Source organism: Mycobacterium hubeiense (assembly GCF_002838065.1).
GTDB classification, from domain to species: domain Bacteria; phylum Actinomycetota; class Actinomycetes; order Mycobacteriales; family Mycobacteriaceae; genus Mycobacterium; species Mycobacterium hubeiense.
On the sequence record NZ_PIZU01000003.1, the window covers coordinates 214,350 to 240,622 of the forward strand.

30 protein-coding genes are annotated in these 26,273 nt (G+C 67.6%); 8 read left to right on the plus strand and 22 right to left on the minus strand.

Going from position 1 to position 26,273, the window contains the following annotated elements; translation table 11 throughout:
* Positions 1-4: 4 nt before the first annotated feature.
* Both ispF and carD read right to left on the minus strand, forming a co-directional pair.
* The gene (gene ispF / locus CWS39_RS04375; RefSeq protein ID WP_102141674.1) at positions 5-478 is read right to left on the minus strand and encodes a 2-C-methyl-D-erythritol 2,4-cyclodiphosphate synthase; all 474 of its coding nucleotides are present in this window, start codon (positions 476-478) and stop codon (positions 5-7) included.
* Positions 478-966: an RNA polymerase-binding transcription factor CarD gene (gene carD, locus CWS39_RS04380; protein WP_003921720.1), complete on the minus strand. Its 489-nt coding sequence runs from the start codon at positions 964-966 to the stop codon at positions 478-480. Before carD ends, ispF begins: the two co-directional genes overlap by 1 nt.
* Positions 967-1,250: 284 nt before the next feature.
* Here carD and CWS39_RS04385 point away from each other — a divergent pair, with 284 nt between their 5' ends.
* From CWS39_RS04385 to disA, 3 genes are read left to right on the plus strand one after another with little or no spacing between them, the layout of a single operon-like run.
* Positions 1,251-1,847, plus strand: a complete 597-nt coding sequence (locus CWS39_RS04385) for a copper chaperone PCu(A)C domain-containing protein (RefSeq protein WP_102141675.1) — start codon at positions 1,251-1,253, stop codon at positions 1,845-1,847.
* Positions 1,848-1,880: 33 nt separating this feature from the next.
* The gene (radA, locus tag CWS39_RS04390; RefSeq protein WP_102141676.1) at positions 1,881-3,308 is read left to right on the plus strand and encodes a DNA repair protein RadA; all 1,428 of its coding nucleotides are present in this window, start codon (positions 1,881-1,883) and stop codon (positions 3,306-3,308) included.
* Positions 3,309-3,337: 29 nt separating this feature from the next.
* On the plus strand, positions 3,338-4,417 hold the full coding sequence (disA, locus tag CWS39_RS04395) for a DNA integrity scanning diadenylate cyclase DisA (RefSeq protein ID WP_199177964.1): 1,080 nt from the start codon (positions 3,338-3,340) through the stop codon (positions 4,415-4,417).
* 58 nt (positions 4,418-4,475) lie between these two features.
* Here the strand turns inward: disA and CWS39_RS04400 are convergent, their stop codons facing one another.
* Both CWS39_RS04400 and CWS39_RS04405 read right to left on the minus strand, forming a co-directional pair.
* Positions 4,476-5,249, minus strand: a complete 774-nt coding sequence (locus CWS39_RS04400; RefSeq protein WP_199177952.1) for a hypothetical protein — start codon at positions 5,247-5,249, stop codon at positions 4,476-4,478.
* 60 nt (positions 5,250-5,309) lie between these two features.
* Complete coding sequence (locus tag CWS39_RS04405; RefSeq protein ID WP_102141678.1) at positions 5,310-5,930, minus strand: carbonic anhydrase; 621 nt, start codon at positions 5,928-5,930, stop codon at positions 5,310-5,312.
* On the opposite strand from CWS39_RS04405, the gene CWS39_RS04410 reads away from it, so the two are divergent.
* Positions 5,929-6,834 carry an HhH-GPD family protein gene (locus CWS39_RS04410; RefSeq protein WP_431306082.1) on the plus strand — a complete coding sequence of 302 codons (906 nt, stop codon included), beginning with the start codon at positions 5,929-5,931 and terminating at the stop codon, positions 6,832-6,834. The two genes, CWS39_RS04405 and CWS39_RS04410, sit on opposite strands and share 2 nt — an antisense overlap.
* A 100-nt stretch (positions 6,835-6,934) precedes the next feature.
* On the opposite strand, the gene CWS39_RS04415 is transcribed toward CWS39_RS04410, so the two are convergent.
* Complete coding sequence (locus CWS39_RS04415; protein WP_102141679.1) at positions 6,935-7,939, minus strand: GlxA family transcriptional regulator; 1,005 nt, start codon at positions 7,937-7,939, stop codon at positions 6,935-6,937.
* 71 nt (positions 7,940-8,010) lie between these two features.
* Here CWS39_RS04415 and CWS39_RS04420 point away from each other — a divergent pair, with 71 nt between their 5' ends.
* Complete coding sequence (locus tag CWS39_RS04420; protein WP_102141680.1) at positions 8,011-8,259, plus strand: hypothetical protein; 249 nt, start codon at positions 8,011-8,013, stop codon at positions 8,257-8,259.
* Here CWS39_RS04420 and CWS39_RS04425 read toward each other — a convergent pair.
* Complete coding sequence (locus CWS39_RS04425) at positions 8,233-9,003, minus strand: alpha/beta fold hydrolase (RefSeq protein WP_102141681.1); 771 nt, start codon at positions 9,001-9,003, stop codon at positions 8,233-8,235. The genes CWS39_RS04420 and CWS39_RS04425 overlap by 27 nt on opposite strands.
* A gap of 122 nt (positions 9,004-9,125) precedes the next feature.
* Between CWS39_RS04425 and mhuD the strand changes: the two genes are divergently transcribed.
* Together mhuD and CWS39_RS04435 are read left to right on the plus strand one after the other, a co-directional pair.
* Positions 9,126-9,443, plus strand: coding sequence for a mycobilin-forming heme oxygenase MhuD (gene mhuD / locus CWS39_RS04430; RefSeq protein ID WP_102141682.1), 318 nt, complete (start codon positions 9,126-9,128; stop codon positions 9,441-9,443).
* Positions 9,418-10,773, plus strand: coding sequence for a serine hydrolase (locus CWS39_RS04435; protein WP_199177953.1), 1,356 nt, complete (start codon positions 9,418-9,420; stop codon positions 10,771-10,773). The genes mhuD and CWS39_RS04435 overlap by 26 nt, the downstream gene beginning before the upstream one ends.
* A gap of 69 nt (positions 10,774-10,842) precedes the next feature.
* Here CWS39_RS04435 and CWS39_RS04440 read toward each other — a convergent pair whose 3' ends face one another.
* The 6 genes from CWS39_RS04440 to lysS form a co-directional block, all read right to left on the minus strand.
* Complete coding sequence (locus tag CWS39_RS04440) at positions 10,843-11,394, minus strand: histidine phosphatase family protein (RefSeq protein WP_102141683.1); 552 nt, start codon at positions 11,392-11,394, stop codon at positions 10,843-10,845.
* Positions 11,391-12,185, minus strand: a complete 795-nt coding sequence (locus tag CWS39_RS04445; RefSeq protein WP_102141684.1) for a CbtA family protein — start codon at positions 12,183-12,185, stop codon at positions 11,391-11,393. The genes CWS39_RS04440 and CWS39_RS04445 overlap by 4 nt, the downstream gene beginning before the upstream one ends.
* 5 nt (positions 12,186-12,190) lie before the next feature.
* Positions 12,191-12,406 carry a CbtB domain-containing protein gene (locus tag CWS39_RS04450; protein ID WP_102141685.1) on the minus strand — a complete coding sequence of 72 codons (216 nt, stop codon included), beginning with the start codon at positions 12,404-12,406 and terminating at the stop codon, positions 12,191-12,193.
* Between the two features lie 215 nt (positions 12,407-12,621).
* Complete coding sequence (gene clpC1, locus CWS39_RS04455; protein ID WP_102141686.1) at positions 12,622-15,174, minus strand: ATP-dependent protease ATP-binding subunit ClpC; 2,553 nt, start codon at positions 15,172-15,174, stop codon at positions 12,622-12,624.
* Between the two features lie 300 nt (positions 15,175-15,474).
* Positions 15,475-15,816: a histone-like nucleoid-structuring protein Lsr2 gene (gene lsr2, locus CWS39_RS04460; RefSeq protein ID WP_102141687.1), complete on the minus strand. Its 342-nt coding sequence runs from the start codon at positions 15,814-15,816 to the stop codon at positions 15,475-15,477.
* Positions 15,817-15,906: 90 nt separating this feature from the next.
* Positions 15,907-17,451 (minus strand): lysine--tRNA ligase, encoded by a 1,545-nt coding sequence (gene lysS, locus CWS39_RS04465; RefSeq protein ID WP_102141688.1) that lies wholly within the window; start codon positions 17,449-17,451, stop codon positions 15,907-15,909.
* Between the two features lie 76 nt (positions 17,452-17,527).
* Here lysS and CWS39_RS04470 point away from each other — a divergent pair, with 76 nt between their 5' ends.
* Positions 17,528-18,775 (plus strand): alanine racemase, encoded by a 1,248-nt coding sequence (locus tag CWS39_RS04470; protein ID WP_102141689.1) that lies wholly within the window; start codon positions 17,528-17,530, stop codon positions 18,773-18,775.
* On the opposite strand, the gene CWS39_RS04475 is transcribed toward CWS39_RS04470, so the two are convergent.
* The 10 genes from CWS39_RS04475 to folE form a co-directional block, all read right to left on the minus strand.
* Entirely contained in the window at positions 18,772-19,587 is an 816-nt protein-coding gene (locus CWS39_RS04475; RefSeq protein ID WP_102141690.1) for a type III pantothenate kinase, read from the minus strand. The genes CWS39_RS04470 and CWS39_RS04475 overlap by 4 nt on opposite strands.
* Positions 19,587-19,994: an aspartate 1-decarboxylase gene (gene panD, locus CWS39_RS04480; RefSeq protein WP_102141691.1), complete on the minus strand. Its 408-nt coding sequence runs from the start codon at positions 19,992-19,994 to the stop codon at positions 19,587-19,589. Before panD ends, CWS39_RS04475 begins: the two co-directional genes overlap by 1 nt.
* Positions 19,994-20,926, minus strand: a complete 933-nt coding sequence (gene panC / locus CWS39_RS04485; RefSeq protein ID WP_102141692.1) for a pantoate--beta-alanine ligase — start codon at positions 20,924-20,926, stop codon at positions 19,994-19,996. The genes panD and panC overlap by 1 nt, the downstream gene beginning before the upstream one ends.
* Complete coding sequence (locus CWS39_RS04490; protein WP_102141693.1) at positions 20,923-21,846, minus strand: Rossmann-like and DUF2520 domain-containing protein; 924 nt, start codon at positions 21,844-21,846, stop codon at positions 20,923-20,925. The genes panC and CWS39_RS04490 overlap by 4 nt, the downstream gene beginning before the upstream one ends.
* 80 nt (positions 21,847-21,926) lie before the next feature.
* Entirely contained in the window at positions 21,927-23,369 is a 1,443-nt protein-coding gene (locus CWS39_RS04495; protein ID WP_199177954.1) for a DUF6779 domain-containing protein, read from the minus strand.
* A 77-nt stretch (positions 23,370-23,446) separates the two neighbouring features.
* Positions 23,447-23,923: a DUF3180 domain-containing protein gene (locus CWS39_RS04500; RefSeq protein ID WP_102141695.1), complete on the minus strand. Its 477-nt coding sequence runs from the start codon at positions 23,921-23,923 to the stop codon at positions 23,447-23,449.
* Entirely contained in the window at positions 23,923-24,453 is a 531-nt protein-coding gene (gene folK, locus CWS39_RS04505; protein ID WP_102141696.1) for a 2-amino-4-hydroxy-6-hydroxymethyldihydropteridine diphosphokinase, read from the minus strand. Before folK ends, CWS39_RS04500 begins: the two co-directional genes overlap by 1 nt.
* Complete coding sequence (gene folB / locus CWS39_RS04510) at positions 24,450-24,812, minus strand: dihydroneopterin aldolase (RefSeq protein WP_102141697.1); 363 nt, start codon at positions 24,810-24,812, stop codon at positions 24,450-24,452. Before folB ends, folK begins: the two co-directional genes overlap by 4 nt.
* On the minus strand, positions 24,805-25,662 hold the full coding sequence (gene folP, locus CWS39_RS04515) for a dihydropteroate synthase (RefSeq protein ID WP_199177955.1): 858 nt from the start codon (positions 25,660-25,662) through the stop codon (positions 24,805-24,807). The genes folB and folP overlap by 8 nt, the downstream gene beginning before the upstream one ends.
* The gene (gene folE, locus CWS39_RS04520) at positions 25,659-26,267 is read right to left on the minus strand and encodes a GTP cyclohydrolase I FolE (RefSeq protein ID WP_102141698.1); all 609 of its coding nucleotides are present in this window, start codon (positions 26,265-26,267) and stop codon (positions 25,659-25,661) included. Before folE ends, folP begins: the two co-directional genes overlap by 4 nt.
* Between the last annotated feature and the right edge of the window lie 6 nt (positions 26,268-26,273).

The following is a 26,273-nucleotide window of genomic DNA, read 5'->3' on the forward strand; positions in this document are numbered from 1 at the left end:
CCTATTAAGCGTTAACCACCAACGCGGTCGCGATGGCGGCCAAACCCTCGCCGCGCCCGGTCAGCCCCAGCCCGTCGGTGGTGGTGGCCGACACCGACACCGGCGCGTCGAGCAGTTCGGAAAGCACCCGCTGGGCCTCGGCGCGGCGCGGGCCGATCTTGGGCCGGTTGCCGATCACCTGCACCGCCGCGTTGCCGACGTGATAGCCCTCGGCGCGCAGCAGGCTGTGCACATGGCGAAGCATGTCGGCACCGCTGACGCCGCGCCACTCGGGTTTGTCGGTGCCGAACACGTCGCCGATATCGCCGAGGCCCGCAGCGCTCAGCAACGCGTCGCAGAGCGCATGAGCCGCGACGTCACCGTCGGAATGGCCAGCGCAGCCGTCGGCGTCGGCAAACAACAGGCACAGCAGCCAGCACGGCCGGCCGGCCTGGATGGGATGGACGTCGGTACCGAGCCCGACGCGTGGCAGCGCCACTAGGAGGCGGCGGCCAACACCTCGTCGAGGATGGTCTCAGCCTTGGCGTCGTCGGTGTTCTCCGCCAGCGCGAGCTCACCGACGAGGATCTGCCGCGCCTTGGCCAGCATCCGCTTCTCCCCCGCCGACAGGCCGCGCTCCTGATCGCGACGCCACAGGTCGCGAACCACCTCGGCGACCTTGTTCACGTCGCCCGAGGCCAGCTTCTCGAGGTTGGCCTTGTAGCGGCGCGACCAGTTGGTCGGCTCCTCGGTGTGCGGGGCACGAAGCACCTGGAAGACCTTGTCCAGGCCCTCCTGCCCAACCACGTCGCGCACGCCGACATACTCTGCATTTTCGGCGGGTACTCGAACGGTGAGATCTCCCTGGGCGACCTTCAAGACGAGATATTCCTTCTGCTCGCCTTTGATGGTCCGGGTTTCGATCGCCTCGATCAACGCAGCACCGTGGTGTGGATAGACAACGGTGTCTCCGACCTTAAAAATCATCTGATTCGAGCCCCTTTCGCCACTCAATGCTAACACGGCGCTCAGACAGGTGCGGAACAACGGTGCAGGTCAGGGGCACCGCAGGTGAAGAGTGGGGGTTGACAGAGTGGCCATTTCGTGCAATGCGCACGCGTTGGCCGGGTGCTTAGTTGTTGGCCCGCAACCCCCTTCGAGCCCTGTGCTACCACCGTCAACGCCGACCTACTACTGTGCATAGTCGAACCACAGCGACGCCGCCCGTCACCCGGGAGGGGCTGTCTCGTCCGCCGAGCAGGAGGCTTGTAGTGAACCGCTTCGGACTGCGCAGGTCTGCCGTCACCTCGTCGCTCGCCGCGTGCGGGCTCGCAGCCGCCGTCGCGCTCACCGGCTGCGGCGCCGGGCAGGTGTCCCAAACCGCCACCCAGGAGCCGGCGGTCAACGGCACCCGCGCGACCGCGGGCAAGATCTCGATCCAGAACATCCACCTGCGCGGCAGCCAGACCGCCGACTACATCGAGCCGGGCACCGACGTCGAGTTGCTGTTCGTGGCGTCCAACGACTCCCCCGATGTCGACGACAAGCTGGTGTCCATCACCTCCGACGTCGGCACGGTGTCATTGACCGGCGACACCACCGTGCCGGCGGGCGGCGTGCTCGTCGTCGGCGCCCCCGACGGTCAGACCCAGCCGCTGGAAAGCGTCGAGGCGGCCGAAGCGGCCGAGGCGCAGGTGACGCTGACGAAGCCGATCACCAACGGGCTGACCTACGAATTCACGTTCAACTTCGAGAAGGCCGGCGAGACGACGGTCGGGGTACCTATCTCGGCGGGCGAAACTCCGCGCCGCGACGGTGAGTACGGCGGATCCGGCGAATCCGGCGGCGACACAGGCGGCCATCACTGAGTTTCTGTCGGTGGCGGCGGATACCGTCACTTCGTGACTCGAGGTGGCGCCCGGCCCAATTCCAAGGCGCGTTCGCAATACCGCTGCTCGGAATGCCACCACGTCACCCCTAAATGGGTCGGCCGCTGCCCCGACTGCGGCACCTGGGGCACGGTCGACGAAGTCGCGGTGCTGAGCACCGTCAACGGCGCATCGGCGCGGCGGGCGGTGGCGCCGACGTCTCCGGCGGTTCCGATCAGTTCGATCGATCCCGGATCCACCCGTCACTTCCACACCGGCGTGAGCGAACTCGACCGGGTGCTCGGCGGCGGGTTGGTCCCCGGTTCGGTGACGCTGCTGGCCGGCGATCCCGGCGTCGGCAAATCGACGCTGCTGCTCGAGGTTGCGCACCGCTGGGCCGCGGCGGGGCGGCGCGCGCTGTATCTGTCGGGTGAGGAATCGGCCGGGCAGATCAGGCTGCGGGCCGAACGCACCGGCTGCACACACGACGAGGTGTATCTGGCCGCGGAGTCGGATCTTCAAGTGGCACTTGGACATATCGACGAAGTGCGGCCCAGCCTGGTGGTCGTCGACTCCGTGCAAACCATGTCCACGACGGAGACTGACGGCGTCACCGGCGGGGTCACTCAGGTGCGGGCGGTTACCACGGCGCTCACGATGGCGGCGAAAACCTCCGGCGTCGCAATGATTCTCGTCGGCCACGTCACCAAGGACGGCGCCATCGCGGGCCCGCGCTCACTGGAGCATCTGGTCGACGTGGTGTTGCACTTCGAAGGCGACCGGACGTCGGCGCTGCGGATGGTCCGTGGCGTGAAGAACCGCTTCGGCGCCGCAGACGAAGTGGGTTGTTTTCTGTTGCACGACAACGGAATCGAATGTGTCGCCGACCCGTCGGGGTTGTTCCTCGATCAGCGGCCCAAACCGGTGTCGGGCACTGCGGTCACCGTGACGCTCGACGGCAAGCGGCCGCTGATCGGCGAGGTGCAGGCGCTGATCGGGGTGCCGGTGTCGACGCCGCGGCGCGCGGTCAGCGGCATCGATTCCGCGCGTGCCGCGATGATCGCCGCGGTGCTGGAGAAGCGCGCGAAGCTACGGGTCGCCCCGTGCGACATCTATCTGTCGACGGTGGGCGGCATGCGGCTCACCGATCCGTCGTCGGATCTGGCGGTCGCCCTGGCGATCGCGTCGGCGTACGCCGATTTGCCGCTGCCCACCACGGCGGTGGCGATCGGCGAGGTCGGTCTCGCGGGCGATCTGAGGCGGGTCAGCGGGATGGATCGCAGGCTGGCCGAGGCGGCCAGGCTGGGTTTCACCTGCGCAGTTGTGCCGCCCGGCGTGAAATCGGTGCCGGCCGGGTTGCGGGCCGTCACCGCGGACAACATCGTTGCGGCGTTGCGGGTACTCAAGGACATCAGCAAAGATTGCGCAAGGAGCGGCTCCGAGGAGGCGGGATGGCCGTAAAGGGGACCCGCAGGTCCGGGCGCAACGTGGTGCACCTTGCCCGCCCGACGCTGCGTGAGACTCTCGGACGCCTGGCCCCCGGCACCCCGCTGCGCGACGGGCTGGAGCGCATCTTGCGCGGCCGTACCGGCGCGTTGATCGTGCTGGGCTACGACGACAGTGTCGAGGCGATCTGCGACGGCGGCTTCTCGCTCGACGTGCGGTACGCGCCGACGCGGCTGCGCGAGCTGGCGAAGATGGACGGCGCACTGGTGCTGTCCAGCGACGGCAGCAGAATCCTGCGGGCCAACGTGCAGCTGGTGCCCGATCCGTCGATTCCCACCGACGAATCCGGCACCCGCCACCGCTCCGCCGAGCGCACCGCCATCCAGACCGGCTACCCGGTGATCTCAGTGAGCCACTCGATGAACATCGTCACCGTGTACGTCGCCGGCGAGCGGCACGTGGTGCCCGATTCGTCGACCATCCTGTCGCGGGCGAACCAGACCATCGCCACGCTGGAGCGCTATAAGAGCCGCCTCGACGAGGTCAGCCGGCAGCTGTCGGCCGCCGAGATCGAGGACTTCGTGACGCTGCGCGACGTGATGACGGTGGTGCAGCGGCTGGAGATGGTGCGCAGGATCAGCCTGGAGATCGACGCCGACGTGGTGGAGCTGGGCACCGACGGGCGCCAGCTCAAACTGCAGCTCGAGGAGCTCGTCGGCGACAACGACACCGCGCGCGAGCTGATCGTGCGGGACTACCACGCCAACCCCGACCCGCCGACCGCCGCGCAGGTCAGCGCGACGCTGGACGAGCTCGACGGGCTGAGCGACAACGAGCTGCTCGACTTCACCACGCTGGCAAGGGTTTTCGGCTATCCGTCTACTTTGGCGGCGCAAGACTCGGCGATGAGTTCACGCGGCTACCGCGCGATGGCGGGCATCCCGCGGTTGCAGTTCGCCCACGTCGACCTGCTGGTGCGATCCTTCGGGTCGCTGCAGGGACTGCTGGCGGCCAGCGCGAGCGACCTGCAGTCCGTGGAGGGTATCGGCTCGATGTGGGCACACCACATCCGGGAAGGTCTGTCGCAATTGGCCGAGTCGACGATCGCGGATCGCCTGGCCTAAGCGTCCTCTCAGCGTCTATGGCGCTCGAACTTTCCGACGTAGACGCAGTGTCGGCGCTTTAGTTGCCGGCCTCGGCAGGCCCCGGCAGCGGCGCCCCCTCGGTGGGCGGCGGTGTCTGGGCATGCGGTGCCGTCTCGGCGAGGATGAACGGCACGGGCGCCGACCGCAGATTGCCCAACTGCACGATCAGGTTGTATGTGCCCGGGCCGATCGGCTGACGCGGCAGCGGGCAGCCCGGCGCCGATCCCATCCCGGTCCAGGTGACCTCCGTAGTCACCTGCTCGCCGGGGTTGAACGTCTTGACCAGCGTCTCGTTGGACGGTGCGCAGTCCAGGTTGGACCACAGCCGCGTGTTGTCGAGGGAATACACGTAGGCGGCCAGGACCGCGGCGCCGACATCGCGCTGGCAGGCGACGAGCCCGATGTTGGTGACGACCATGGTGAACTTCGGCTGGTCGCCGACGACGTACTGCGGCTGGCTGGTGATGCCCTTGACGGCGAGCGTGGAGTCCGGGCAGTCGTCGCCCTCCTGCAGCACCGGCGGCGGGGTGACGGCCGCGGTAGGAGTGGGCGTCGGCGCGGGAGCCTGCTGGGCCGGCGGCACCACAGGCGTCTTGACTTCGGGGTTTTCTCCCGGCAGCGGTGTCGGCGCGGCGGCGGGTGTGGCGGCGTTGTCCGCGTTCTTGGTCTCCGCCCCGGATCCGCTGTTGACCAGCATGAGCACTACGGCGGCGATGACACCGATGACAACGACGGCGATACCGACCGCCAGCGCCCTACGTCGCCAGTAAATCTGCGCGGGTAGCGGGCCATGCGGTTCCAGATCCAACACGGCCTTCACGGTAAGCCCAGGTCACACCGGCTCGTCCGAGGTGACTCGGCGTGTCGCGACTCAGCCTTCGCCGATATCGCCCAGATGGTCCCGCAACACGACCCGGCCGTCGGCCAGATGGTAGGTCGCGCCGACGACCGCGAGCGTGCCTGACGCGATGCCCTGCGCCACCGGCACGGAGCGGGTCCGCAGTTGTGCGACGGTCTCGTTGACGTGGCGTGCCTCGAACTCGTCGACACGGGTGAGCCCGGAGTTGCGGCCCAACAGGATCGACGGCGTCACCCGTTCCACGATGTCGCGCACGTACCCGCTGGGTACCACGTTGTCATCGAGCGCATCGATGGTCGCCTTCACCGCACCGCAGCTGTCGTGGCCCAACACCACGATCAGCGGCACGTCGAGCACGGTGATGGCGTATTCGATCGAGCCCAGCACCGCCGAGTCGATGACGTGGCCGGCGGTGCGCACCACGAACATGTCGCCCAGGCCCTGATCGAAGATGATCTCGGCGGCCACCCGGCTGTCGGCGCAGCCGAACAACACGGCGGTGGGCTTTTGTCCGGAGGCCAGGCGAGCCCGATCCGCGATGCCCTGGCTGGGATGCTGCGGCTCGCCCGCGACGAAGCGGTCGTTACCCTCCTTGAGTGACTTCCATGCGGTCACGGGACTGGTGTTCGGCATGGCAGACATTGTGCCCGAGAGACTCATGAGCATCGAATCGGGCGAACTGCTGCGCTGGTACGACCGCGCGAAGCGAGATCTGCCGTGGCGGCGGCCGGGCGTGACGCCCTGGCAGATCCTGGTCAGCGAGTTCATGCTGCAGCAGACCCCGGTCGCGCGGGTGGAACCGATCTGGACGGATTGGATCGCGCGGTGGCCCACGCCGTCGGCGACCGCGGCAGCCAGCGCAGCCGACGTGCTGCGCGCCTGGGGCAAACTGGGCTATCCGCGACGGGCCAAGCGATTGCACGAGTGCGCGGGCGTGATCGCCAGTGAATATGACGGCGTGGTGCCGTCGGATGTGGAAACGCTGCTGACGCTGCCGGGAGTCGGGGCCTACACGGCGCGCGCCGTCGCGTGTTTTGCCTACGGGCAACGGGTTCCGGTCGTCGACACCAACGTGCGCCGCGTGGTGGTGCGGGCTGTGCACGGCATCGCCGATGCGCCCGTGAGCTCGCGCGACCTCGAAGAGGTGGCCGCGATGTTGCCGGAAGGTGATGAGGCGCCGCGGTTTTCGGTTGCCCTGATGGAGCTGGGTGCGACGGTGTGTACCGCGCGGTCGCCGAAGTGCGGGGTGTGCCCGCTCAGTGTGTGCGCGTGGCGCGCCGCGGGTCAGCCCGCGGCCGCCACCGCTCGGCGGGTGCAGCGCTACGCCGGCACGGACCGTCAAGTACGCGGCCGTCTACTGGATGTGTTGCGCGGCAGCGACTCCCCTGTCACACGAGCCGAGCTGGACGTCGCGTGGTTGTCCGACACCGCACAGCGCGACCGGGCGCTGGGCTCGCTGCTGGCTGACGGACTGGTGGAGCAGACGGAGGACGGGCGGTTTGCGCTGGCCGGCGAAGGCGACGATGCGGGCCGCTAGGCCCGAGGAGGAGCCGAGCATCCAACGGCGAAGGCGACGATGCGGGCCGCTAGGCGACTAGCTCGCCGAGACTGCGCACAGATCGTGTTTCGGTCGAAATTCACGCTCTCACCGCAGTTTCGGCGAAGACTTTAGGCCGTCGCCTCTTCTCAGGCTCGTTGCAACAGAACCGGCGTCGGTAATCCGATGGCGTCACCCCGATGATGCGCCGGAAGTGATGGCGCAGCAGTGTCGCCGTGCCGAAACCGCAGCGGTCGGCGATGCGGTCAATGTCGAGGTCGGTTTCCTCGAGCAAGCGTCGGGCGTATAGCACCCGTTGGTCGGTCACCCACTGCATCGGTGTGCGGCCGGTCTCCTCGACGAACCGGCGGGCGAATGTGCGCGTCGACATGTTGACCCGGCGGGCCAGGGTCGCGACCGTGAGCGGCTTGTCGAGATTGCTGAGTATCCAGTCGAGGTGCGGCGCAAAGCTTTCCGAACAGCGCACCGGGATCGGCTGGTCGATGTACTGCCGTTGACCGCCATCGCGTTGCGGCGGCACCACCATCCTGCGTGCGATCTTGTTGGTCACCTCGGCGCCGAACTCCCTGCGCACCAGGTGCAGGCAGGCGTCGATGCCCGCGGCAGTGCCTGCGCTGGTGATCAGGTCACCGTCGTCGACGTACAACACATTGCGGTCGACTTTGGCTGTCGGAAATCTGCGCGCCAGCTCCTCGGCGTGCATCCAGTGCGTGGTGCATGCGCGTCCGTCCAGCAGTCCCGCGGCCCCCGCCACGAATGCCCCCGAGCACACCGTCAAGATGATCGACCCGGATTCGGCCGCTGCCCGCACGGCCTTCAACGCCTCGGGCAAGTAGTCGGAGCCGCCGATTGCCGGGATGGCGACCAGGTCTGCGCCCACCAGATCATCCAGACCGTACTCCGGGGTCAACGTGGCGCCGACCGACGTCTGCACCGGCTGGCCCGGCTCCGGTCCGCAGACCTTGAAGTCGAAGTTGGGGACGCCGTCGGCGGAGCGGTCGATGCCGAAGACCTCGCAGATCACGCCGAACTCAAAAATCGCTAGACCGTCCAGCACCAGGGCCGATACGCTCTTGATTGCCATGGCAGCATTTTAACGTAAGGTGTCACATCTGCCACTGTTGGCGGGATCTTTTTTGGCGAAGGATTACTGCCATGACCACTGCACTCGCACTCTTGATCCTGATCGCCCCCTTCGCGGTGGCAGCGGCGCTCAGCTGGGCCGCCCACCGTTCCGGCACGCTGCAGTTGCGCCTCGCGCAGTTCCGGGTCGGGTCGCCGTTCGGCGGGCTTTTCGACGACCGTGACGCGTTCCGCGTCGAGCACGACGTCGACGCCGTCCGGACACGGTTCGAGCAGCAGCCGGCCTGGCCTTCCTCAGGAGCGGTCGGCGAGCGTCGATAGGAACGACTCCACCGCCGCCTGATACACCTGCGGCGCCTCGTCGTGGATCAGGTGCCCGACGCCACGCACATACAGATACGTTGTGCGGTAGCCGATTTCATTCATTCGGCGCATCTGCCCGGGCGGAGTGACCGAATTTTCCGCCTCGATCAGCAGGGCCGGCACTCGAGCCGCCTGCCACTGCTGCCAGTAGTCCCGGCGGCCCCACTCGGCGGCGATGTCGATCCAGACCCGGGTGTGGCCGTGCAACCGCCAGCCCGTCGCCGTCCGGTCGAAGGCTTCCAGAAAATACTGCCCCGCGACAGGTCCGAATTCGTCGTAAATCTGTTGGGCGGAATGGAATTCGAGAGGCAGCGCATGCAGCCATGGCTCCCACGGCCCGGTGGTGCGACCGCGGAAGTCCGGTGCCATATCCTCCACGACCAGGCCCGTGACCAGTTCGGGCCGCGACGCGGCCAGGCACCAGCCGTGCAGTGCGCCCATGGAGTGCCCGACGAGTACGGCGGGCCTTCCCAGCGTCTCCACTGCGTCGCCGAGGTCGGTGACGAAGCGCTCGGTGCTGATCGGGAAGGGGTCGGCGACGTCGCGACCGCGGTGCCACGGCGCGTCGTAGGTATACACCTCACCCAGCCGGGTCAGCCACGGCAGTTGGCGTGACCAGGTGCTGCCCCGCCCCATCAGGCCGTGGACCAACACCAACGGCTCGCCGGCGCCGCCGCGGTGGGTGAGGAGTTCTGCGGCCATGCCGTTATCTTGCCGGGGCGCACCGGGCCGACAGGCCGGCGGGCAGGAGCGAAGCGACGCGGGGAAGGACAGGCCGGCGGGCAGGAGCGAAGCGACGCGGGGAAGGACTGTAGCCTGGCCGCATGCCCGTCGTGAAGATCAACGCAATCGAGGTCCCGCCCGACGCCGGCCCGGAACTGGAGAAGCGGTTCGCCAACCGTGCGCACGCCGTGGACAATCAGCCCGGTTTCCTGGGCTTTCAGCTGTTGCGACCGGTCAAAGGCGAAAACCGCTATTTCGTGGTGACGCAGTGGGAGTCCGAAGAGGCGTTCCAGGCCTGGGCCACCGGCCCGGCCATCGAGGCGCACGCCGGACAGCGGGCCAACCCCGTCGCCACCGGAGCGTCCCTGCTGGAGTTCGAGGTTGTGTTGGACGTTGCGGGGACCGGCTCCAAGGCGTGACGCAGGCCGGGCGAGGAGGCTGACGGCCGCGGTCGCGCTCGTCGTCGTCGCCTTCGCCTGCGGCTGTACGAACACCGGCCCCAAGGTGGCCGACGCCGCCCACGCCGGCCAGATCGACACCAACACGCCGCAGGGTCTGCGCGCCAAACAGGTCGTCGACATGCTCAACTCCGACTGGCCGATCGGCGAGGTCGGCATCCGCACGCTGGCGGCGCCGGATGCGGTGGAAGACGTCGGCGTGACGATGGACCGGATGTGGTGGGATCGGCCGTTCACCGTCGCCGGTGTCGACATCGGTGCCGGCGAGGCGACGGTGCATCTGCTCACGTCGTACGGCGTCAAGCAGCGCATTGAATTGCGCACCAACGACGCCGGCGAGGTCGACCGCTTCGACGTCACACTGGTGCCCCCGGTCATCAACAAGTGGTCCGACATCGACGCCGAGCTGACCAAGTCCGGTGCGCGGTACTCCTATCAACTGTCCAAGGTCACCAACGGCAAGTGCGAAGTGGTCGCCGGCACCAACACCGAGCTGTCGCTGCCACTGGCGTCGATATTCAAACTCTATGTGCTGCTGGCGGTTTCCGACGCCGTCAAGGCCGGCACCGTGAGCTGGGACGACCAGCTGACCATCACCGACCGTGCCAAAGCCGTGGGTTCGGCGGGTCTCGACGAATTACCTTCGGGCGCAAAGGTATCGGTGCGCGAGGCCGCGCAGCAGATGATCTCGGCCAGCGACAACATGGCCACCGATCTGCTGATCGCACGCTTGGGCACGCGCGCGGTCGAACAAGCGCTGGTGAGCGCCGGACACCACGACCCGGCCAGCATGACGCCGTTTCCCACCATGCACGAACTGTTCTCGGTCGGCTGGGGCAAACCCAATCTGCGCGAGCAATGGCAGAAGGCCTCGCGTGAAGGCCGCGCTCAGCTGCTCAAGCAGACCAATTCCCGTCCGTACGAACCTGATCCGAACCGCACGCACACGCCGGCCTCCGATATCGGCGCCGAGTGGTACGGTAGCGCCGCCGACATCTGCCGCGTGCACGCCGCGCTGCAGGCCGGTGCCGTGGGCGAGGCTGCGCCCGTCAAGAAGATCTTGTCCGCGCTGCCCGGGATCGATTTGGACCCGTCGAAGTGGACCTACATCGGCGCCAAGGGCGGCAACCTGCCCGGCGACCTCACGTTCAGCTGGTACGCCGTCGACCACACCGGCCAGCCGTGGGTGGTCAGCTTCCAGTTGAATTGGCCGCGCTACCGCAGCCCGACCGCCGCGGGCTGGCTGTTGTCAATCGCCAAGCGCGCGTTCGCAATGGCGCCCATCGCCTAGTTCGCGAGATTGCAATCCGGCAGCGGAAGTGCGAGTGCGGACCTGCCGAAACGCAATCTCGCGGACTGATCAGGAGTTCGACCGCAGCGTCCACGCGTGGCCGCGGAAATGCATCACCGTGCGACTCACCGGCGCGATGTCTATGCGCCAGAACGACTTCGGTGGTGCGTCGAGCGCGACGAGGATCGCCGCGCGGACCACAGCAGGATGCGTCACCGCGATGACGCGGCCGCGGCCACTGGTGATCGAGTCCAGCCAACCGCGAACCCGGCCGATCAGGTCCACCACCGACTCGCCGCCGTGCGGCGCCCGCGTCGGGTCCGTCAGCCACACCGCGAGGTCGGCCGGGCGCACACCGCCCAGCACGTCGCCGCGCCACCGGCCGCAGTCCAGATCGGCCAGCCGCGGCTCGATACGGGCTTGCAGGCCAAGCAATTCCGCGGTCTGCCTGGTGCGCTTCTCGGGCCCGCAATACACCGCGTCGGCGTTGCCTAGTTCGACCGCGGCGTCGGCTTGGCGATGGCCCACCGGGCTGAGCGGCTCGTCGGTAGGGAAACGTCCGGCCGCCATCGCATCGGTCATGGCATGCGACACAAGGGTGAGCCGGACGTGCTCCCTCACGCGTGGATTGTCTCCCGCCTGGCGTCCAACAGCCGTGACACCAGCGAGGCGAACACCAGGCCGATCGTCGCCCACATCACGACCTGCGTGCCCAGCGAGAAGAGCCGGAACTCGTAGAGCACGTCGGCGGGAAAGCCTTCGTAGATGATGTTCCCGGCGTCATCGCGCAGTGGGCCGGGCGTCTCCTCGATGGTGGGCAGGATCGACATAACGACCAGCACGGCGACGATGTAGGCACCGGCGGCCGCCAGCGTCGCGTTCCACGCGCCCAACCGTTCCGCGAGGCGTCGGCCGAGATAGACCGCGCCGACGAACAGCGCCGCCGACAGCGCGACCATCAGCACGTACAACAGCGTGCGCTGCCGGATCGTCTCGTCGAGGCTCAGCGCAGGCGGGCTGGGCGGGTACTTCAACGCTGGAATGACGTAGAGGCTCAACAGCATTCCGCCTGCCACGTACACCGACAGCAAGCGTGCCGAAATATTGCCGACGCGTCCGTACGCCACCGCGAACACGACCGCTAACAGCGCGCCCATCGCCACGGCGAACGCCAGCACCCCGAAACCCATGCCGATATTGGCCTGCACCCCTCGGGTGAACCCTTCGAAGCCGTCGCCGCCGTGCTCATGTCCGTGCGCATGGCCCAGCGCCTCGTGCGCGGCGCCGACGCCGTCCTCATAGGCGATCGCCCGTTCGATGACGGGCTCGACAAAGATCCGCGCGAAGACGAACGCGACAACTCCGGCCAGGGCGCCGGCCAACACGCCGCGCCCGATGATGTGTTTTTCCATTGTGCTCAGTGGCAGGGGAAGCCGAGCAGATGCCGGGCGTCGTGCACGAATTCGTGGATGACGGTGTTGTTGCCGAATATCGACGTCGCACCCTGGTCCAGACCGACGAAGTAGAGAACGAGCAACGCGAAGAATGCCGTGAGCGTCAACCAGACGGCCGCCTTCGTGGCGGAGAAGTCAAGAGGGACCGCAGCGGTCTTGTGCGCCTCAGAGGAGGTCATTGAGTGTCCTTTCCGGGATTTCGCGTCCCAGCTTCAGGGATGACGGCGGACGTCGGGTCTGACTTGACACAGTGGCGCGACCGTTCTGGATTCTCACCAGATTCCTTCGCCCGCCGATTACATCAGCATCCTAAGCATTCGGTCCAGAGATTTGCCAGGCGGCATGCGAAACGGGCGGCACCCGCTGGGGGTACCGCCCGTTGTCGCAGTTGTCGTTACTCGGGAGCCGCGGTCGTACTCGGCGCACCGGCGGCGCCGGCCTTGGCCAGATCCGGTTCGACCGGCTGGGGCGGCTTCTTGGTCCCGACGAAGGTGAACACGGCGTCCTCGCCGGAGCCTTCGCCGTCCCAGTTGTCGACGTCGACCTTGACCAGCTGCCCGGGACCGACTTCCTCGAAGAGGATCTTCTCGGAGAGCGCGTCCTCGATCTCGCGCTGGATGGTCCGCCGCAGCGGGCGGGCACCCAGCACCGGGTCGAACCCGCGCTTGGCCAGCAGCGCCTTGGCCTTGTCGGTCAGCTCCAGCTCCATGTCCTTGCTCTTGAGCTGGGTGGCGACGCGGCCGATCATCAGGTCCACCATCCGGATGATCTCGTCCTGAGTCAGCTGGTGGAAGACGATGATGTCGTCGATGCGGTTGAGGAACTCCGGGCGGAAGTGCTTCTTCAGCTCGTCGTTGACCTTCTGCTTCATCCGCTCGTAGTCGTTCTCGCCGCCGCCCTTGGAGAAGCCCAGGCCGACCGCCTTGCTGATGTCCGACGTGCCGAGGTTGGACGTGAAGATCAGCACGGTGTTCTTGAAGTCGACGGTGCGGCCCTGTCCGTCGGTGAGCCGGCCGTCCTCGAGGACCTGCAACAGGCTGTTGTAGATCTCCTGGTGGGCCTTCTCGATCTCGTCGAACAGCACCACCGAGAACGGCTTGCGCCGCACCTTCTCGGTGAGCTGGCCGCCCTCCTCGTAGCCGACGTAGCCCGGAGGGGCACCGAACAGCCGCGAGGCGGTGAACCGGTCGTGGAACTCGCCCATGTCGATCTGGATCAGCGCGTCCTGGTCGCCGAACAGGAACTCCGCCAGCGCCTTGGACAGCTCGGTCTTACCGACACCGGACGGGCCGGCGAAGATGAACGAGCCCGACGGGCGCCGCGGATCCTTCAGCCCGGCACGCGTGCGCCGGATCGCCTTGGAGACGGCCTTGACGGCGTCTTCCTGGCCGATGATCCGCTTGTGCAGCTCGTCCTCCATGCGCAGCAGGCGCGTGGTCTCGGCCTCGGTGAGCTTGAACACCGGGATGCCGGTCCAGTTGCCCAGCACCTCAGCGATCTGCTCGTCATCGACCTCGGCGACCACATCGAGATCGCCTGAGCGCCACTGCTTCTCGCGCTCGGCACGCTGGGCGACCAGCTGCTTTTCCTTGTCGCGCAGCGCAGCAGCCTTCTCGAAGTCCTGCGCGTCGATCGCGGACTCCTTCTCGCGGCGGGCCTCGGCGATCTTCTCGTCGAACTCGCGCAGGTCTGGCGGTGCCGTCATCCGCCGGATCCGCATCCGGGCGCCGGCCTCGTCGATCAGGTCGATGGCCTTGTCCGGCAGGAACCGGTCGTTGATGTAGCGGTCGGCCAGCGTGGCGGCGGCCACCATCGCGGAATCGGTGATCGACACGCGGTGGTGCGCCTCGTAGCGGTCGCGCAGACCCTTGAGGATCTCGATGGTGTGCTCGACCGTCGGCTCACCGACCTGGACCGGCTGGAACCGGCGCTCCAGGGCGGCATCCTTCTCGATGTACTTGCGGTATTCGTCGAGCGTCGTCGCACCAATGGTCTGCAGCTCGCCGCGGGCCAACTTCGGCTTGAGGATGCTGGCCGCGTCGATCGCACCCTCGGCGGCACCGGCACCGACGAGCGTGTGCAGCTCGTCGATGAACAAGATGATGTCGCCGCGGGTGTTGATCTCCTTGAGCACCTTCTTCAGGCGTTCCTCGAAATCACCGCGGTAACGGCTGCCGGCCACCAGGGAGCCGAGGTCCAGCGTGTAGAGCTGCTTGTCCTTCAGCGTCTCGGGGACCTCGCCGTGCACGATGGCCTGCGCCAGGCCCTCCACGACGGCGGTCTTGCCGACGCCGGGCTCACCGATCAGCACCGGGTTGTTCTTGGTGCGCCGGGACAGCACCTGCATCACCCGCTCGATTTCCTTCTCGCGCCCGATGACCGGGTCGAGCTTGCCTTCCATCGCGGCCGCGGTCAGGTTGCGGCCGAACTGGTCGAGGACCAGTGACGTCGACGGATTGCCCGACTCGCCGCCGCGGCCACCGGTGCCGGCTTCCGCGGCTTCTTTGCCCTGATAGCCGCTGAGCAGCTGGATGACCTGCTGACGCACGCGCGTCAGCTCGGCGCCGAGCTTGACCAGAACCTGGGCGGCCACGCCTTCGCCTTCGCGAATCAGGCCGAGCAGAATGTGCTCGGTGCCGATGTAGTTGTGGCCGAGCTGCAGCGCCTCGCGCAGGCTCAGCTCCAGCACCTTCTTGGCGCGCGGGGTGAACGGGATGTGACCGGACGGCGCCTGCTGGCCCTGGCCGATGATCTCCTCGACCTGGCTGCGCACGCCTTCCAGCGAGATGCCAAGCGACTCCAGCGACTTGGCCGCTACGCCCTCACCCTCGTGAATAAGTCCCAACAGGATGTGCTCGGTCCCGATGTAGTTGTGGTTGAGCATCCTGGCCTCTTCTTGCGCCAGGACGACGACCCTGCGGGCACGGTCGGTAAATCTCTCAAACATCGGTGGTTACCTGCTCTCCATCACATAGGCAGCACGACATGTGCGTACTACCTGCCGTCCACTCTAATGGGCGGCCGCCCCGGGTGCTTTGCTTGGCCGGTCTGTTCTGTCCGGCCGACCCGGGACTTCCAACGTCGCGGGAATCGCGTTGTTTGCCCTGCTACCCAGTGCTGCAGAAGACCAACGCCGGGCGCGCGCCAAACGTTTCCGCGCTCACCTGGTGACGAGTTCGCCGCTAGCGAAAGCCGATGCTCCACTCATGCCGACGGTGCGCCGCCGGCGTGTCGTGGCAACGGCCGGCTACGTTGCCGCGTGGAAGGCGTCGATGATGTCGGCGGGGATGCGTCCGCGGGTGGAGACGTTGTGCCCGTTGCGGCGGGCCCACTCGCGGATGGCTGCGCTCTGCTCACGATCGATCGCTCCACGGCCGCGGCCGGAGCTGGCCGAACGTCCGCGTCGCCGCCCGCCGACCCGACGGCCGGCCTCGACCCATTGCTTCAAGTCGTTGCGAAGCTTTGCGGCGTTCTTGGCAGAAAGGTCGATTTCGTAGGTGACGCCGTCGAGGCCGAATTCGACCGTCTCATCTGCCGTACCTTCGCCGTCGAAATCATCGACCAACGTGACGGTCACTTTTTTTGCCATTACCTCACTGACCCTTCTGAAGTACTTCGAACCAGACCCCAATGTGCCATATCACAGCACAGCCCTCAACAACTTCTCAAACGAAGCAGTTCAGTTGCTGTGTCGGCGAACTATCGGGAACAATACTGTATCTCTAATTGAGAGTCCGGTCAGCACCATCAACAACCGATCGATGCCCATTCCAGTTCCGGTGGACGGTGGCATCCCGTACTCCAATGCGGCGAGGAAATCTTCGTCGAGCGCCATTGCCTCGTCGTCCCCGGCGGCCGCCGCCCGGGCTTGGGCTTCGAATCTTTCCCGTTGGATAATCGGATCGATCAGTTCGGAATAACCCGTCGCGAGCTCAATGCGACGGACGTATAGGTCCCACTTCTCGGTGACGCCGGGAATGCTGCGGTGAGCGCGTGTCAGCGGCGTGGTTTCAACGGGGAAGTCCCGGACGAACGTCGGCGCCCAGAGCTTGTTGCCGACGGTGTGCTCCCACAGTTCTTCCACTAATTTTCCATGCCCGTAACCACGGTCACGGGGAATCTCGACATCAAGCCGATCAGCGATCTCCCACAGCCGGCTGACAGGCGTGTCCGGGGTGATCTCTTCACCCAAAGCCTCGGACAGGGATGGATACATTTGTATCGACTCCCATTCGCCGTCCAGGTCGTAGACTGTGCCATCGGGCAATGGCACCCTTCTGGTTCCGATGGCTTCGTCGGCGACCTCTTGAATAAGTTCCCGGGTGACGATCGCGGAATCGTTGTAGTCGCCGTAGGCCTGATATGTCTCCAACATCGCAAATTCGGGCGAATGTGTGGAATCCGCACCTTCGTTTCGGAACACGCGATTCAACTCGAACACGCGCTCGAAACCACCAACCAAACACCGCTTGAGGAACAGTTCCGGGGCGATACGAAGGTAGAGATCGGCGTCTAGTGCATTGGAGTGCGTGACGAACGGGCGGGCGGCCGCGCCACCGGCCAGCGTCTGCAGCATCGGGGTCTCGACTTCGAGGAAGCCGCGCCGTTCGAGGGCCGAACGCACCGCGCGCACCACCGCCACTCGCTGGCGAGCAACCGTGCGCGCCTCGGGCCGGACGATCAGGTCGACGTAGCGCTGCCGCACCCGGGCCTCTTCGCTCATCTCCTTATGAGCAACGGGAAGAGGGCGCAAAGCCTTGGAGATGATTTGCCAGGAGTCGGCGAGCACAGACAGCTCGCCACGGCGTGAGCTGATCACCTCGCCGTGCACGAACACGATGTCACCGAGGTCGACATCGGACTTCCAGGCGTCCAGCGACTCCTGCCCCACCTGGGCCAGACTGATCATCGCCTGCAGCTGCGTCCCGTCACCCTCCTGCAGTGTCGCGAAGCACAGCTTGCCGGAGTTGCGGGCAAAGACCACTCGGCCCGCCGTGCCGACGATCTGGCCGGTTGCGGTGTCGACCGGCAGGTCCGGATACGCCTGCCGGATCTCGGCCAGCGTGTGGGTGCGGGCAACCTCCACCGGGTACGGATCGCGGCCCTCGGCGAGCAGCCGTTCCCGTTTGGCCTGACGGATCCGGAACTGCTCGGGGATATCCGCAGCGGGATCTGAAGTCGCCGGCCGGGCGGCTCCGGGGTTGGGCTGGTCGGTCGGGGTCACGAGGTGCCAGCTTAACCGGGGAGGCGGTTCACACCGATTCGACGGTGAGGCGCCCCACCGTACTTAGATGAGACTCATGGCCTCCCGAATCGACTCGGCGCGCGTCGCCGCGCTGGCCGACGAGCCGTTGGACTGGCGGTTCAAGGGACTGCCGGCGTCGTGGTGGGGCCGCACCCCCGCGCAGATCTGCCGGCAGTCACCCAACCTGTTCGACGATGGCGCCGTATCCCCGGTCTGCGTGCTGCGGTTGACGTCGCTCGCGCACAACATGGTGACGATGGCGCGCTGGTGCCGCCGAAACGGCGTCGAGCTCGCGCCGCACGCCAAGACCCACATGTCGCCCCAGCTGCTCGCACGCCAGCTCGGTGCGGGCGCACACGCGGTCACCGTGGCCACCCTCAGCCAGGTGCGGGTGTTCCGCGCGTTCGGGGTCTCGGAGGTGGTGCTGGCCAACGAGCTGGTAGACCCTGCCGGATTGCGCTGGCTCGCAGGCGTTTTGGATGCCGACCCGGCATTTCATCTGGTGTGCTGGGTGGATTCCGTGGCCGGTGTCGAGAACATGTCGTCGGCGCTGGCCGATGCCGGGGCTTCACGGCCGGTCGACGTGTGTGTGGAGGTCGGCCTTTCCGGCGGTCGCACCGGTTGCCGCGGAGCTGCTGCCGTCGATGAGGTGGCCCGCGCGGCGGCTTCATCGCCTCACCTGCGGCTGGTCGGGGTGGCGGGGTACGAGGCCGCGTGTGGGCACGACGTGAATGCTGAGGCGGTGACGCGCGTGCGCTCCTACTTGGCGGAACTGCGTGACGCCGTCGTGCGGTTGGCCGATGTGTTCGAGAGCGAAGAAGTGATCGTGACGGCGGGCGGCAGCACGTATTTCGACGCGGTCGCCGACGTGCTCACCGGTGACTGGCCGGCAGGGCTGACGGTCCGCACGGTCGTGCGCAGCGGCTGCTACCTCACGCACGACGATGGGCTGTACCGGCGAACGTCACCGCTGCGCGACGGGCTGCTACCCGCGATGAGCGTGTGGGCCCAGATGATTTCGCGACCGGAGCCGGACCTGGCTCTGCTGACGATGGGCCGCCGCGACGTGTCGTACGACCAGGATCTGCCCGTGCCGTACGGGTTGTCGGACAGTCACGTCGTCAAACTCAACGATCAGCACGCATATCTACGACTCAGCCCCGCCGATCAGGGCCGCGTCGCGGTTGGCGACTGGCTGGAGTTCGGCATCTCGCACCCGTGCACCACCTTCGACAAGTGGCCGATGATCCCGGTGCTGGACAACGACCATCGCGTGGTCGAGCTCGTGCGCACCTTCTTCTAGCGGGCTTGCTTGAGGCGGCCGCGCTGGCTGTCGCGGTTGCGCTCGTACACCAGCCGCAGGCCGTCGAGCGTGAGGTGTTGGTCGTAGTGCTCGACGGTGTGCATGTCGGGCAGCAGCAGCGGCGCGATATGGCCCGTCGCGACCACGGCCACGTCGTCGCCGCCGAATCCGTCGACGTCCTCGCGGATGCGGTTGACCAATCCGTCCACCAGCCCGGCGAAGCCGAACACCGCGCCGGCCTGCATGCATTCGACGGTGTTCTTGCCGATGACCGAACGCGGGCGGGCCAATTCAACCCGCCGCAGCGCCGCCGACCGCGCGGCGGCCGCATCCGACGACACCTCCACACCAGGTGCGATGGCGCCGCCGAGAAACTCGCCCTTGGCCGAGACGACGTCGACGCAGATTGACGAACCGAAATCGACCACGATCGCCGCGCTGCCGAATTTATGGTAAGCCGCAAGGCAATTGACGATGCGGTCCGCGCCGACCTCTTTGGGGTTGTCGACCAACAGCGGAATGCCGGTGCGCACCCCCGGCTCGATCAGCAGATGCGGCACCGACGGCCAGTACTGGCCCAGCATTTCCCGAAGCTCGTGCAGCACTGACGGCACCGTGGACAGCCCGACCGCGCCGGTCAACCGCTCCGAATCGTCACCGATCAGCCCGTCGATGGTCAGCGCCAATTCGTCGGCGGTCACCTCGGATTCGGTGCGAATACGCCAGTTCTGCACCACCTTGGCGTGGTCGCCGGAGCCCGAGACCAGCCCCACCACGGTATGGGTGTTGCGGACGTCTATTGCGAGCAGCATTACCGCGGCGACATCAAATCAGCAGCGTTGTCGGGCACGTGCGCCGGATCGTGACCGAGGTCGATCTGCTTGTTCTCGGAGTCGACGAACACGATGCGCGGCTGGTACTCGCGGGCCTCGGCGTCCTCCATCGTCCCGTAAGCGATCAGGATGACCAGGTCGCCGGGATGCACCAGATGCGCTGCGGCACCGTTGATTCCGATGACGCCGCTGCCGCGCTCGCCGGTGATCGCATACGTAACCAAGCGGTTTCCGTTGTCGATGTCGACGATGGTGACCTGCTCACCTTCGAGCAGGTCGGCGGCGTCCATCAGATCGGCGTCGATCGTCACCGAGCCGACGTAGTGCAGGTCCGCCTGCGTGACCGTCGCGCGGTGGATCTTCGATTTCAGCATTGTCCGTAACATCAATTCCTCCAAGGAAGTTCGTGTTCGTCGTATTCGACCTGGGGTCCGGGACCGGAAGGTGTTCCAATGTCGATGGCGATGTTGTCCAGCAGCCTGGTGCGGCCGAGCCGGGCCGCGATGACCATCCGGGCCATACCCTCCGCCGGAGCGGGCCCGAGGCCGGTGTCGCGCACTTGCAGATAATCGACGTCGATGGCGGGCACCTCGTCGAGCACGGCGCGGGCCGCATCCAGCGCGGCCGCCGTGCCCTCACCCGCCGCATACATGCCGGCCAGCAGGGCAGCCGAAAGTGCGCCCGCCTGTTCGCGTTCGACGTCGGTGAGGTAGCGGTTGCGCGACGACAGGGCCAGCCCGTCGGCCTCTCGGACAATCGGCACTCCGACGATCTGGACGTCGACATTGAGATCAGCGACCATCTGGCGGATCAGCACCAGCTGCTGATAGTCCTTCTCGCCGAAGAACGCCCGGTCCGGTCGCACGATCTGCAGCAGCTTGAGCACCACCGTCAGCACACCCGCGAAATGCCCTGGGCGCGAGGCGCCTTCGAGTTCATCGCCGAGCGGCCCCGGATGCACCGAGGTGCGTTGCCCCTCGGGGTACATGTCCGCGACCGTCGGCGCGAACACGATTTCGACTCCCTCACCGCGCAACGCGGCGAGATCCTCGTCGAGGGTGCGGGGATAGGCGTCCAGATCCTCGCCGGCACCGAATTGCAAGGGGTTGACGAAGATCGACACCACCACGACTGCACCCTGCACCCGCTTCGCGGCGCGGACCAGGGCCAAGTGCCCCTCATGCAGTGCGCCCATGGTGGGCACCAGCATCACGCGCCGCCCGGTGGCCCGCAGCGCGCGAGTGACGTCGGCGACATCGCGCGGCGGGGTGTAGGTGTTGAGCTCACCCGCAGTGAATTGCGGCCGCTGCATGGTCATGGCTGCCCCGCTTCAGCCAGCGTTGCGAATACCGCCTGGGGTGCGTGCGCGCGTTGCGCCGTGCGCAGCGAGTTGGCCCGATACGCCTGCGCCAGTTGGGGATCCACCTCGGCCAGCGCCGCCAGGTGTCCGGCCACGGCGGCCGCGTCCCCGCGCGCGACCGGACCGGTCAACGCCGCCTGGCCGCGCTGCAGCGCGTTCTCCAGCGACGCGCGCGCCAGCGGGCCGACGACGCGTTCGGCGATGCCGCCCGGCGCATCGCCCACGAGTTCCTGCCCGAGTAGCTCCTGGCCCCACAGCGCGGTGCGCAACGCCTCCACCGCGTCGAGCACGACGGTGACGATGTGGTTACTCGCATGCGCGAGCGCGGCGTGGTACAGCGTGCGGGCGTCCTCGCGCACCCGGAAAGGCTCGCCGCCGATCTCCAGTACCAGCGATTGGGCGATCGCATAGCCCACCTCGTCGGCGGCGGTAACGCCGAAACAGGCGTCGGGTAGCCGGGCGATGTCTTCGTCGGACCCGGTGAACGTCATCGCCGGGTGGATGGCCAGCGGAATGCAGCCCTGTTCGGTCAGCGGAGCCAGAACCGCGATGCCGTTGGCGCCGGAGGTGTGGGCCACAATGGTGCCGGGCCGCACCGACCCGGTCGCGGCCAAACCGGAGACCAGCCCCGCCAACTCCGCGTCGGGCACCGCCAGTAACAGGAGCTCCACCCGGTTCGCGACGTCGTGCACGGGCAGCACCGCGGTGTCGGGCAGCCGGCGCTGCGCCCGTTCACGGGACGCGCGGGAGATGGCACTGCATGCCACCACCACGTGGTCGGCGCGCTCAAGCGCGACACCCAGCGCTGTGCCCACTCGACCAGCGGAAATGATGCCGATCGTGAGCCGCGCCGGGCGCAGTCCGTCGGGGGTCCCCATGCAGACGACCTCGCTGAATGTCCTTAGTAACGTCGTTCCGGTCCCGCGTTGCGGGTACCGGACGGTCGATCAAGAGTAGCTCACTCCTCGCGGCGGCGGCGACGGCCGCCACCGGTGGGGGTGGCGTGGAAGCGGGCCAGCAGCTCGGCCGCGGACAGACCGCCGGCGTGCTGACCGTTGGCATCCGCGGTTTCCTCGGCGCTGCGATGGCGCCGCGGTGCGGGCTCTTCGGGTGGCTGTGACGGCTGCGGCGGCGGCGTGGCCAACGTGGGCTGCGGCGGGCGTCCCGGGTCCGCGGCATCCGGCGGCGCGGAGTGGCGGCCGCGCGGCGGATCGGCGGGCGGGGTGGACATCACCGGCTGAGCCGGTGCAACATCGTCCGCCGGTTCGGGTGCGCGGCGCTTGCCGACGTATTCGTCGGACGAGCCGTTCTCCGCGGCGGGTGGGGATGCCCAGTTGCTCCCCGGCGCACCCGCCGGGATGAACTTGCCCTCGGCCGGTGCCGGCTGCCATTCGCTGAATGAAGCCGGCTGCGACGGCACAGGTTGCGACGGCTGCGACGGTTGTGACGTGGCCGCGGGTTTCGGCTCGGGCGGCAGCCACGGGAACAGCGGTTCGGGCGGCGGCTCGGGGTGCGACGATGCCGCCGCGGCGGGCTTCGGCGCGTCAGCCGGTTTGGGCGCGTCCGCCGGTTTGGGCGCGTCCGCCGGCTTGGGCGGCGGCTGCCAGGTCGGAGGCGGTGGAGGTGGTGGGGGCGGCGGCGGCTGCTCCGCAACGGGCTCTTCTCGACGGCGCCGACGGCCTTGGGTTTCGTGGGTCGGCTGTTCTGGGCGATGCCGACGCCCCTGCGGCTCGGATTCCGACGGCCTGCGGTGCGACCCACCGAGACTCGGCGCCCACTCGGGCTCCGGTGGCTGCGGTTCGGCGGGCACGTCGATGATCGGGCTTTCCTCCGTGCGGTCCTCGAACGGCGCCCGGTCTTCGGTGTCGATCCTGGTGCTGCTGACCCGGCCCGTGGTTTCGGAATCGCGGGCCCAGTCGCTGTAGGCGCGCACCGTCTTGCGGTCGGTTTCGATCGCCGGCCGGTGCGCCAGGTCGGTGTCGAACAGGATCTCCAGGTTGGTCCGCAGCGCGGCGAGCTCGGCGCGCAACGCCGCCACCTCGTCGGCGGCCTGGGCGCGCAACTCGGAGGCCAGCTCGCGGCGCAGCTGGGTTTCCACCGTCAGTTCATACTCACGGCGCGCTGAGATCTCACGGTCCAGCTGCAAGTCGTAGACCAGCTTCAAGTCGCGGGCTTTGGCCTGGTCGATATCGCTTTGGCGGCGGTAGATGACCGATACAAAAGCCGCGACGACAGCGGCCCACAGGGCCAGGATCACCGCCAGCTTCAACAGCTCCACCCGGTTGGTGAACACCAAAGCCGAACTCGCCGCGATGGCGAGCACCAGCAACGCCGTCAGCAGCGTCCATCCCGGCCTGCGACCGCTGCGCCGACCTCTGGCGCCGCGGGACAGAACGGTCATGGGGCGACTGTACCCGTCACAGGTCATCTCGCGTGTCGACTGCCACGGCGATTCGCCGTTGACCAGCTCGCTGCCGGCTATTCCGTCGCGGCGTCGCCATTCTCCGGTGGCTCCTGTGGCGACTTGCAGCAATGCTGCAGCCACAGGGCGGCCACCACCAACGCGAGCGCGCTGGCCGCAGCAACCACCGCACCGGGGGTGTCCTCGCCGGCCACCCGCAGCGTGGTGCGCCGCGGCAACAGGTAAGCCAGCACCCCCACCCACCAGCCGAGCACCAGCGCGCCCACCCACGCCGAGGCCTTGGCGATCACCACCGAACGCGCCACCGACAGCGGATGCAGCCGGCCCGGCCCGTCGCCGATGTGCCCGTCGTTGATCTTCGCCCGGACGTAGAAGGCCCAGCCGGCTTCGGCGATCGCCACACCCAGCAGCGAAAGCCCCGTCCACAGGGTGATCGGTGGGAACCAGCCGTACAGCAGGATCACCAACAGGTAGCCGACGACGGCGGCCGCCACCGTCGCCGCCGTGAGGTCACGCTTACGAGTCGGTCCCATCAGTGATCCGCCGGTTGCAACTCGAGCACGAGGTCGGTGAGCCGGACCCCCTCGCGTTCGGCGGGGTCGATGTCGGCAAGCACGTCCGAGACAGGTTGCGCGACACCGCCGACCGTCAGTGTGGCGTCGGGCTCCACCGCCAGCCAGGGAATGAGCACGAACGCCCGCCGATGCGCCATCGGGTGCGGAAGCGTGAGTTTCTCGGCATCTGAGTGCACTTCGGTCGCGCCTTCATGACAGGTAACCAGATCGACATCGAGAGTTCTTGGGCCCCAGCGCTGTTCACGAACCCGGCCGGCGGCCCGCTCCAACTCCTGGGCGCGACGCAGCCAGTCGTAGCAGTCCAGCGATGGATCGTCGGCGATCAGCACCGCGTTGAGGAACGGCCCCTGCTCGACGCCACCCCACGGCGGGGTCTCGTATACCGGTGACACCGCCCGGACCGCGCCGCCGAGCCCGTCGACAACAGACTGCAGCCGCGCCAACCGGTCACCGAGATTCGACCCGATCGACAGCACCACGCGGCTCATCGCCGTGACCTGCGCGCTGTCACGGCAACATCGTTGAACTGCAAAGGAATCGGGGCTTGCGGTTTGTGCACCACCACTTCGACGGCCTGCACCCGGCCGTCGGCCATGACGTCGTCGGCGATCGCGCCGGCCACGGATTCGATCAGTTTGCGCGGCGGTCCGGCGACGATGTCGGCGGCGCGCTGCGCGAGGGCGCCGTAGTCCAGGGTGTCGGCGAGGTCGTCGCTGGCCGCGGCCGCCGCCAAGTCGACCCACACCGTGATGTCGACGACGAAGTCCTGCCCGTCGCGGCGCTCATGGTCGAATACCCCGTGGTGCCCGCGTACCGTCAAGCCGCGCAACTCAATTCGATCAGCCACCGCTATTCCCCGAGTCGCTTCGCTCCTGCCCGCCACGCTGCCAGGCCTCCACAACCTTGAGCGCATCGACCGACGCGCGCACGTCGTGCACCCGCACGCCCCACACCCCGTGCGACGCGGCCAGCGCCGAGATCACCGCGGTAGCGGTTTCCCTGCCGGCCGGCGGCCGCGGCGTGCCGTCGGCATCGGCCAGCAGCGCGCCGAGAAAACGCTTACGTGACGCGCCGACCAGCACCGGGATTCCGGTGTCGACGAACGTGGGCAGCGCGTGCAGCAGGGCCCAATTGTGTTGTGCCGTTTTGGCGAAACCCAGCCCCGGGTCGATGATCAATTTGGCCGGATCGACACCCGCCGCCACCGCAGCGTCGACACCCGCGAGCAGCTCAGAACGCACCTCGGCGACCACGTCACCGTACGGCGGCACCTCATGCGGCTGGGCCGCGCCCACCGACCGCCAGTGCATCAGCACCCACGGCACGTTCGCCTCGGCGACCACCGAGACCATCTTCGGATCGGCCCGCCCGCCGGAGACGTCGTTGACGATCGCCGCCCCGTTCTCCAGCGCCGCCCGCGCCACCTCGGCGTGCATGGTGTCGATGCTGACGGTGATCCCTTGCCCGGCGAGTTCTTTGATGACGGGCAGCACACGGGAGGTTTCGATGCGCGGATCGATGCGGGTGGCGCCGGGACGGGTGGACTCACCGCCGACGTCGACGATCGCGGCTCCGTCGGCCGCCAGCGCCAGGCCGTGTGAGATGGCGCGGTCCCGGTCGAGGAACAGTCCCCCGTCGGAGAAGGAGTCGTCGGTGACGTTCACGACCCCCATCACCTGCACGCGCGTCGTGCTCACTTCCGCAATATCAGATCCAGGGCTTCGGCCCGCGATGCATTGTCGGTCTTGAACTGGCCGCGCACCGCCGAGGTGGTGGTCACCGCGCCGGGCTTGCGCACGCCGCGCATAGCCATGCAGAGATGTTCGGCCTCGACGACGACGATGACGCCGCGCGGATTCAGTTTGCGCATCAACGCATCTGCGATCTGCGCGGTCAACCGCTCCTGCACTTGCGGGCGCTTGGCGTACAGGTCCACCAGCCGGGCGATCTTCGACAGGCCGGTGACCCGGCCGTCGTGCCCGGGGATGTACCCCACATGCGCCACCCCGTGAAACGACACCAGGTGATGCTCGCATGTCGAATACAGCGGGATCTGCTTGACCAGCACCAATTCGTCATGCTGTTCGTCAAAGGTGGTGTCCAGCACCGCATCCGGGTCGGTGTAGAGCCCGGCGAAGAGCTCCTTGTAGGCCCGCGCTACGCGCGCCGGGGTGTCCTCCAGCCCATGCCGGTCGGGATCCTCCCCGATGGCGATCAACAACTCCCGGACGGCCGCCTCCGCGCGTGGTTGGTCGAACACTGCGGTGTGCACCGTCGCGGAGTTGTTGCGCGACCGCGTCATCGAGGT

Bases quoted from the DNA above. Each gene is read 5' to 3' on its own strand.
- CWS39_RS04445 (WP_102141684.1), bottom strand. From the start codon at position 12,185: ATGGAAAAACACATCATCGGGCGCGGCGTGTTGGCCGGCGCCCTGGCC.
- CWS39_RS04495 (WP_199177954.1), bottom strand. From the start codon at position 23,369: ATGACCGTTCTGTCCCGCGGCGCCAGAGGTCGGCGCAGCGGTCGCAGG.
- lsr2 (WP_102141687.1), bottom strand. From the start codon at position 15,816: ATGGCAAAAAAAGTGACCGTCACGTTGGTCGATGATTTCGACGGCGAA.
- CWS39_RS04415 (WP_102141679.1), bottom strand. From the start codon at position 7,939: ATGGCAATCAAGAGCGTATCGGCCCTGGTGCTGGACGGTCTAGCGATT.
- panC (WP_102141692.1), bottom strand. From the start codon at position 20,926: ATGACCATGCAGCGGCCGCAATTCACTGCGGGTGAGCTCAACACCTAC.
- clpC1 (WP_102141686.1), bottom strand. From the start codon at position 15,174: ATGTTTGAGAGATTTACCGACCGTGCCCGCAGGGTCGTCGTCCTGGCG.
- carD (WP_003921720.1), bottom strand. From the start codon at position 966: ATGATTTTTAAGGTCGGAGACACCGTTGTCTATCCACACCACGGTGCT.
- CWS39_RS04475 (WP_102141690.1), bottom strand. From the start codon at position 19,587: ATGCTGCTCGCAATAGACGTCCGCAACACCCATACCGTGGTGGGGCTG.
- CWS39_RS04405 (WP_102141678.1), bottom strand. From the start codon at position 5,930: ATGCCGAACACCAGTCCCGTGACCGCATGGAAGTCACTCAAGGAGGGT.
- CWS39_RS04500 (WP_102141695.1), bottom strand. From the start codon at position 23,923: ATGGGACCGACTCGTAAGCGTGACCTCACGGCGGCGACGGTGGCGGCC.
- CWS39_RS04420 (WP_102141680.1), top strand. From the start codon at position 8,011: ATGACCACTGCACTCGCACTCTTGATCCTGATCGCCCCCTTCGCGGTG.
- panD (WP_102141691.1), bottom strand. From the start codon at position 19,994: ATGTTACGGACAATGCTGAAATCGAAGATCCACCGCGCGACGGTCACG.
- mhuD (WP_102141682.1), top strand. From the start codon at position 9,126: ATGCCCGTCGTGAAGATCAACGCAATCGAGGTCCCGCCCGACGCCGGC.
- folE (WP_102141698.1), bottom strand. From the start codon at position 26,267: ATGACGCGGTCGCGCAACAACTCCGCGACGGTGCACACCGCAGTGTTC.
- CWS39_RS04410 (WP_431306082.1), top strand. From the start codon at position 5,929: ATGGCAGACATTGTGCCCGAGAGACTCATGAGCATCGAATCGGGCGAA.
- folK (WP_102141696.1), bottom strand. From the start codon at position 24,453: ATGAGCCGCGTGGTGCTGTCGATCGGGTCGAATCTCGGTGACCGGTTG.
- CWS39_RS04425 (WP_102141681.1), bottom strand. From the start codon at position 9,003: ATGGCCGCAGAACTCCTCACCCACCGCGGCGGCGCCGGCGAGCCGTTG.
- CWS39_RS04450 (WP_102141685.1), bottom strand. From the start codon at position 12,406: ATGACCTCCTCTGAGGCGCACAAGACCGCTGCGGTCCCTCTTGACTTC.
- CWS39_RS04490 (WP_102141693.1), bottom strand. From the start codon at position 21,846: ATGGGGACCCCCGACGGACTGCGCCCGGCGCGGCTCACGATCGGCATC.
- CWS39_RS04470 (WP_102141689.1), top strand. From the start codon at position 17,528: ATGGCCTCCCGAATCGACTCGGCGCGCGTCGCCGCGCTGGCCGACGAG.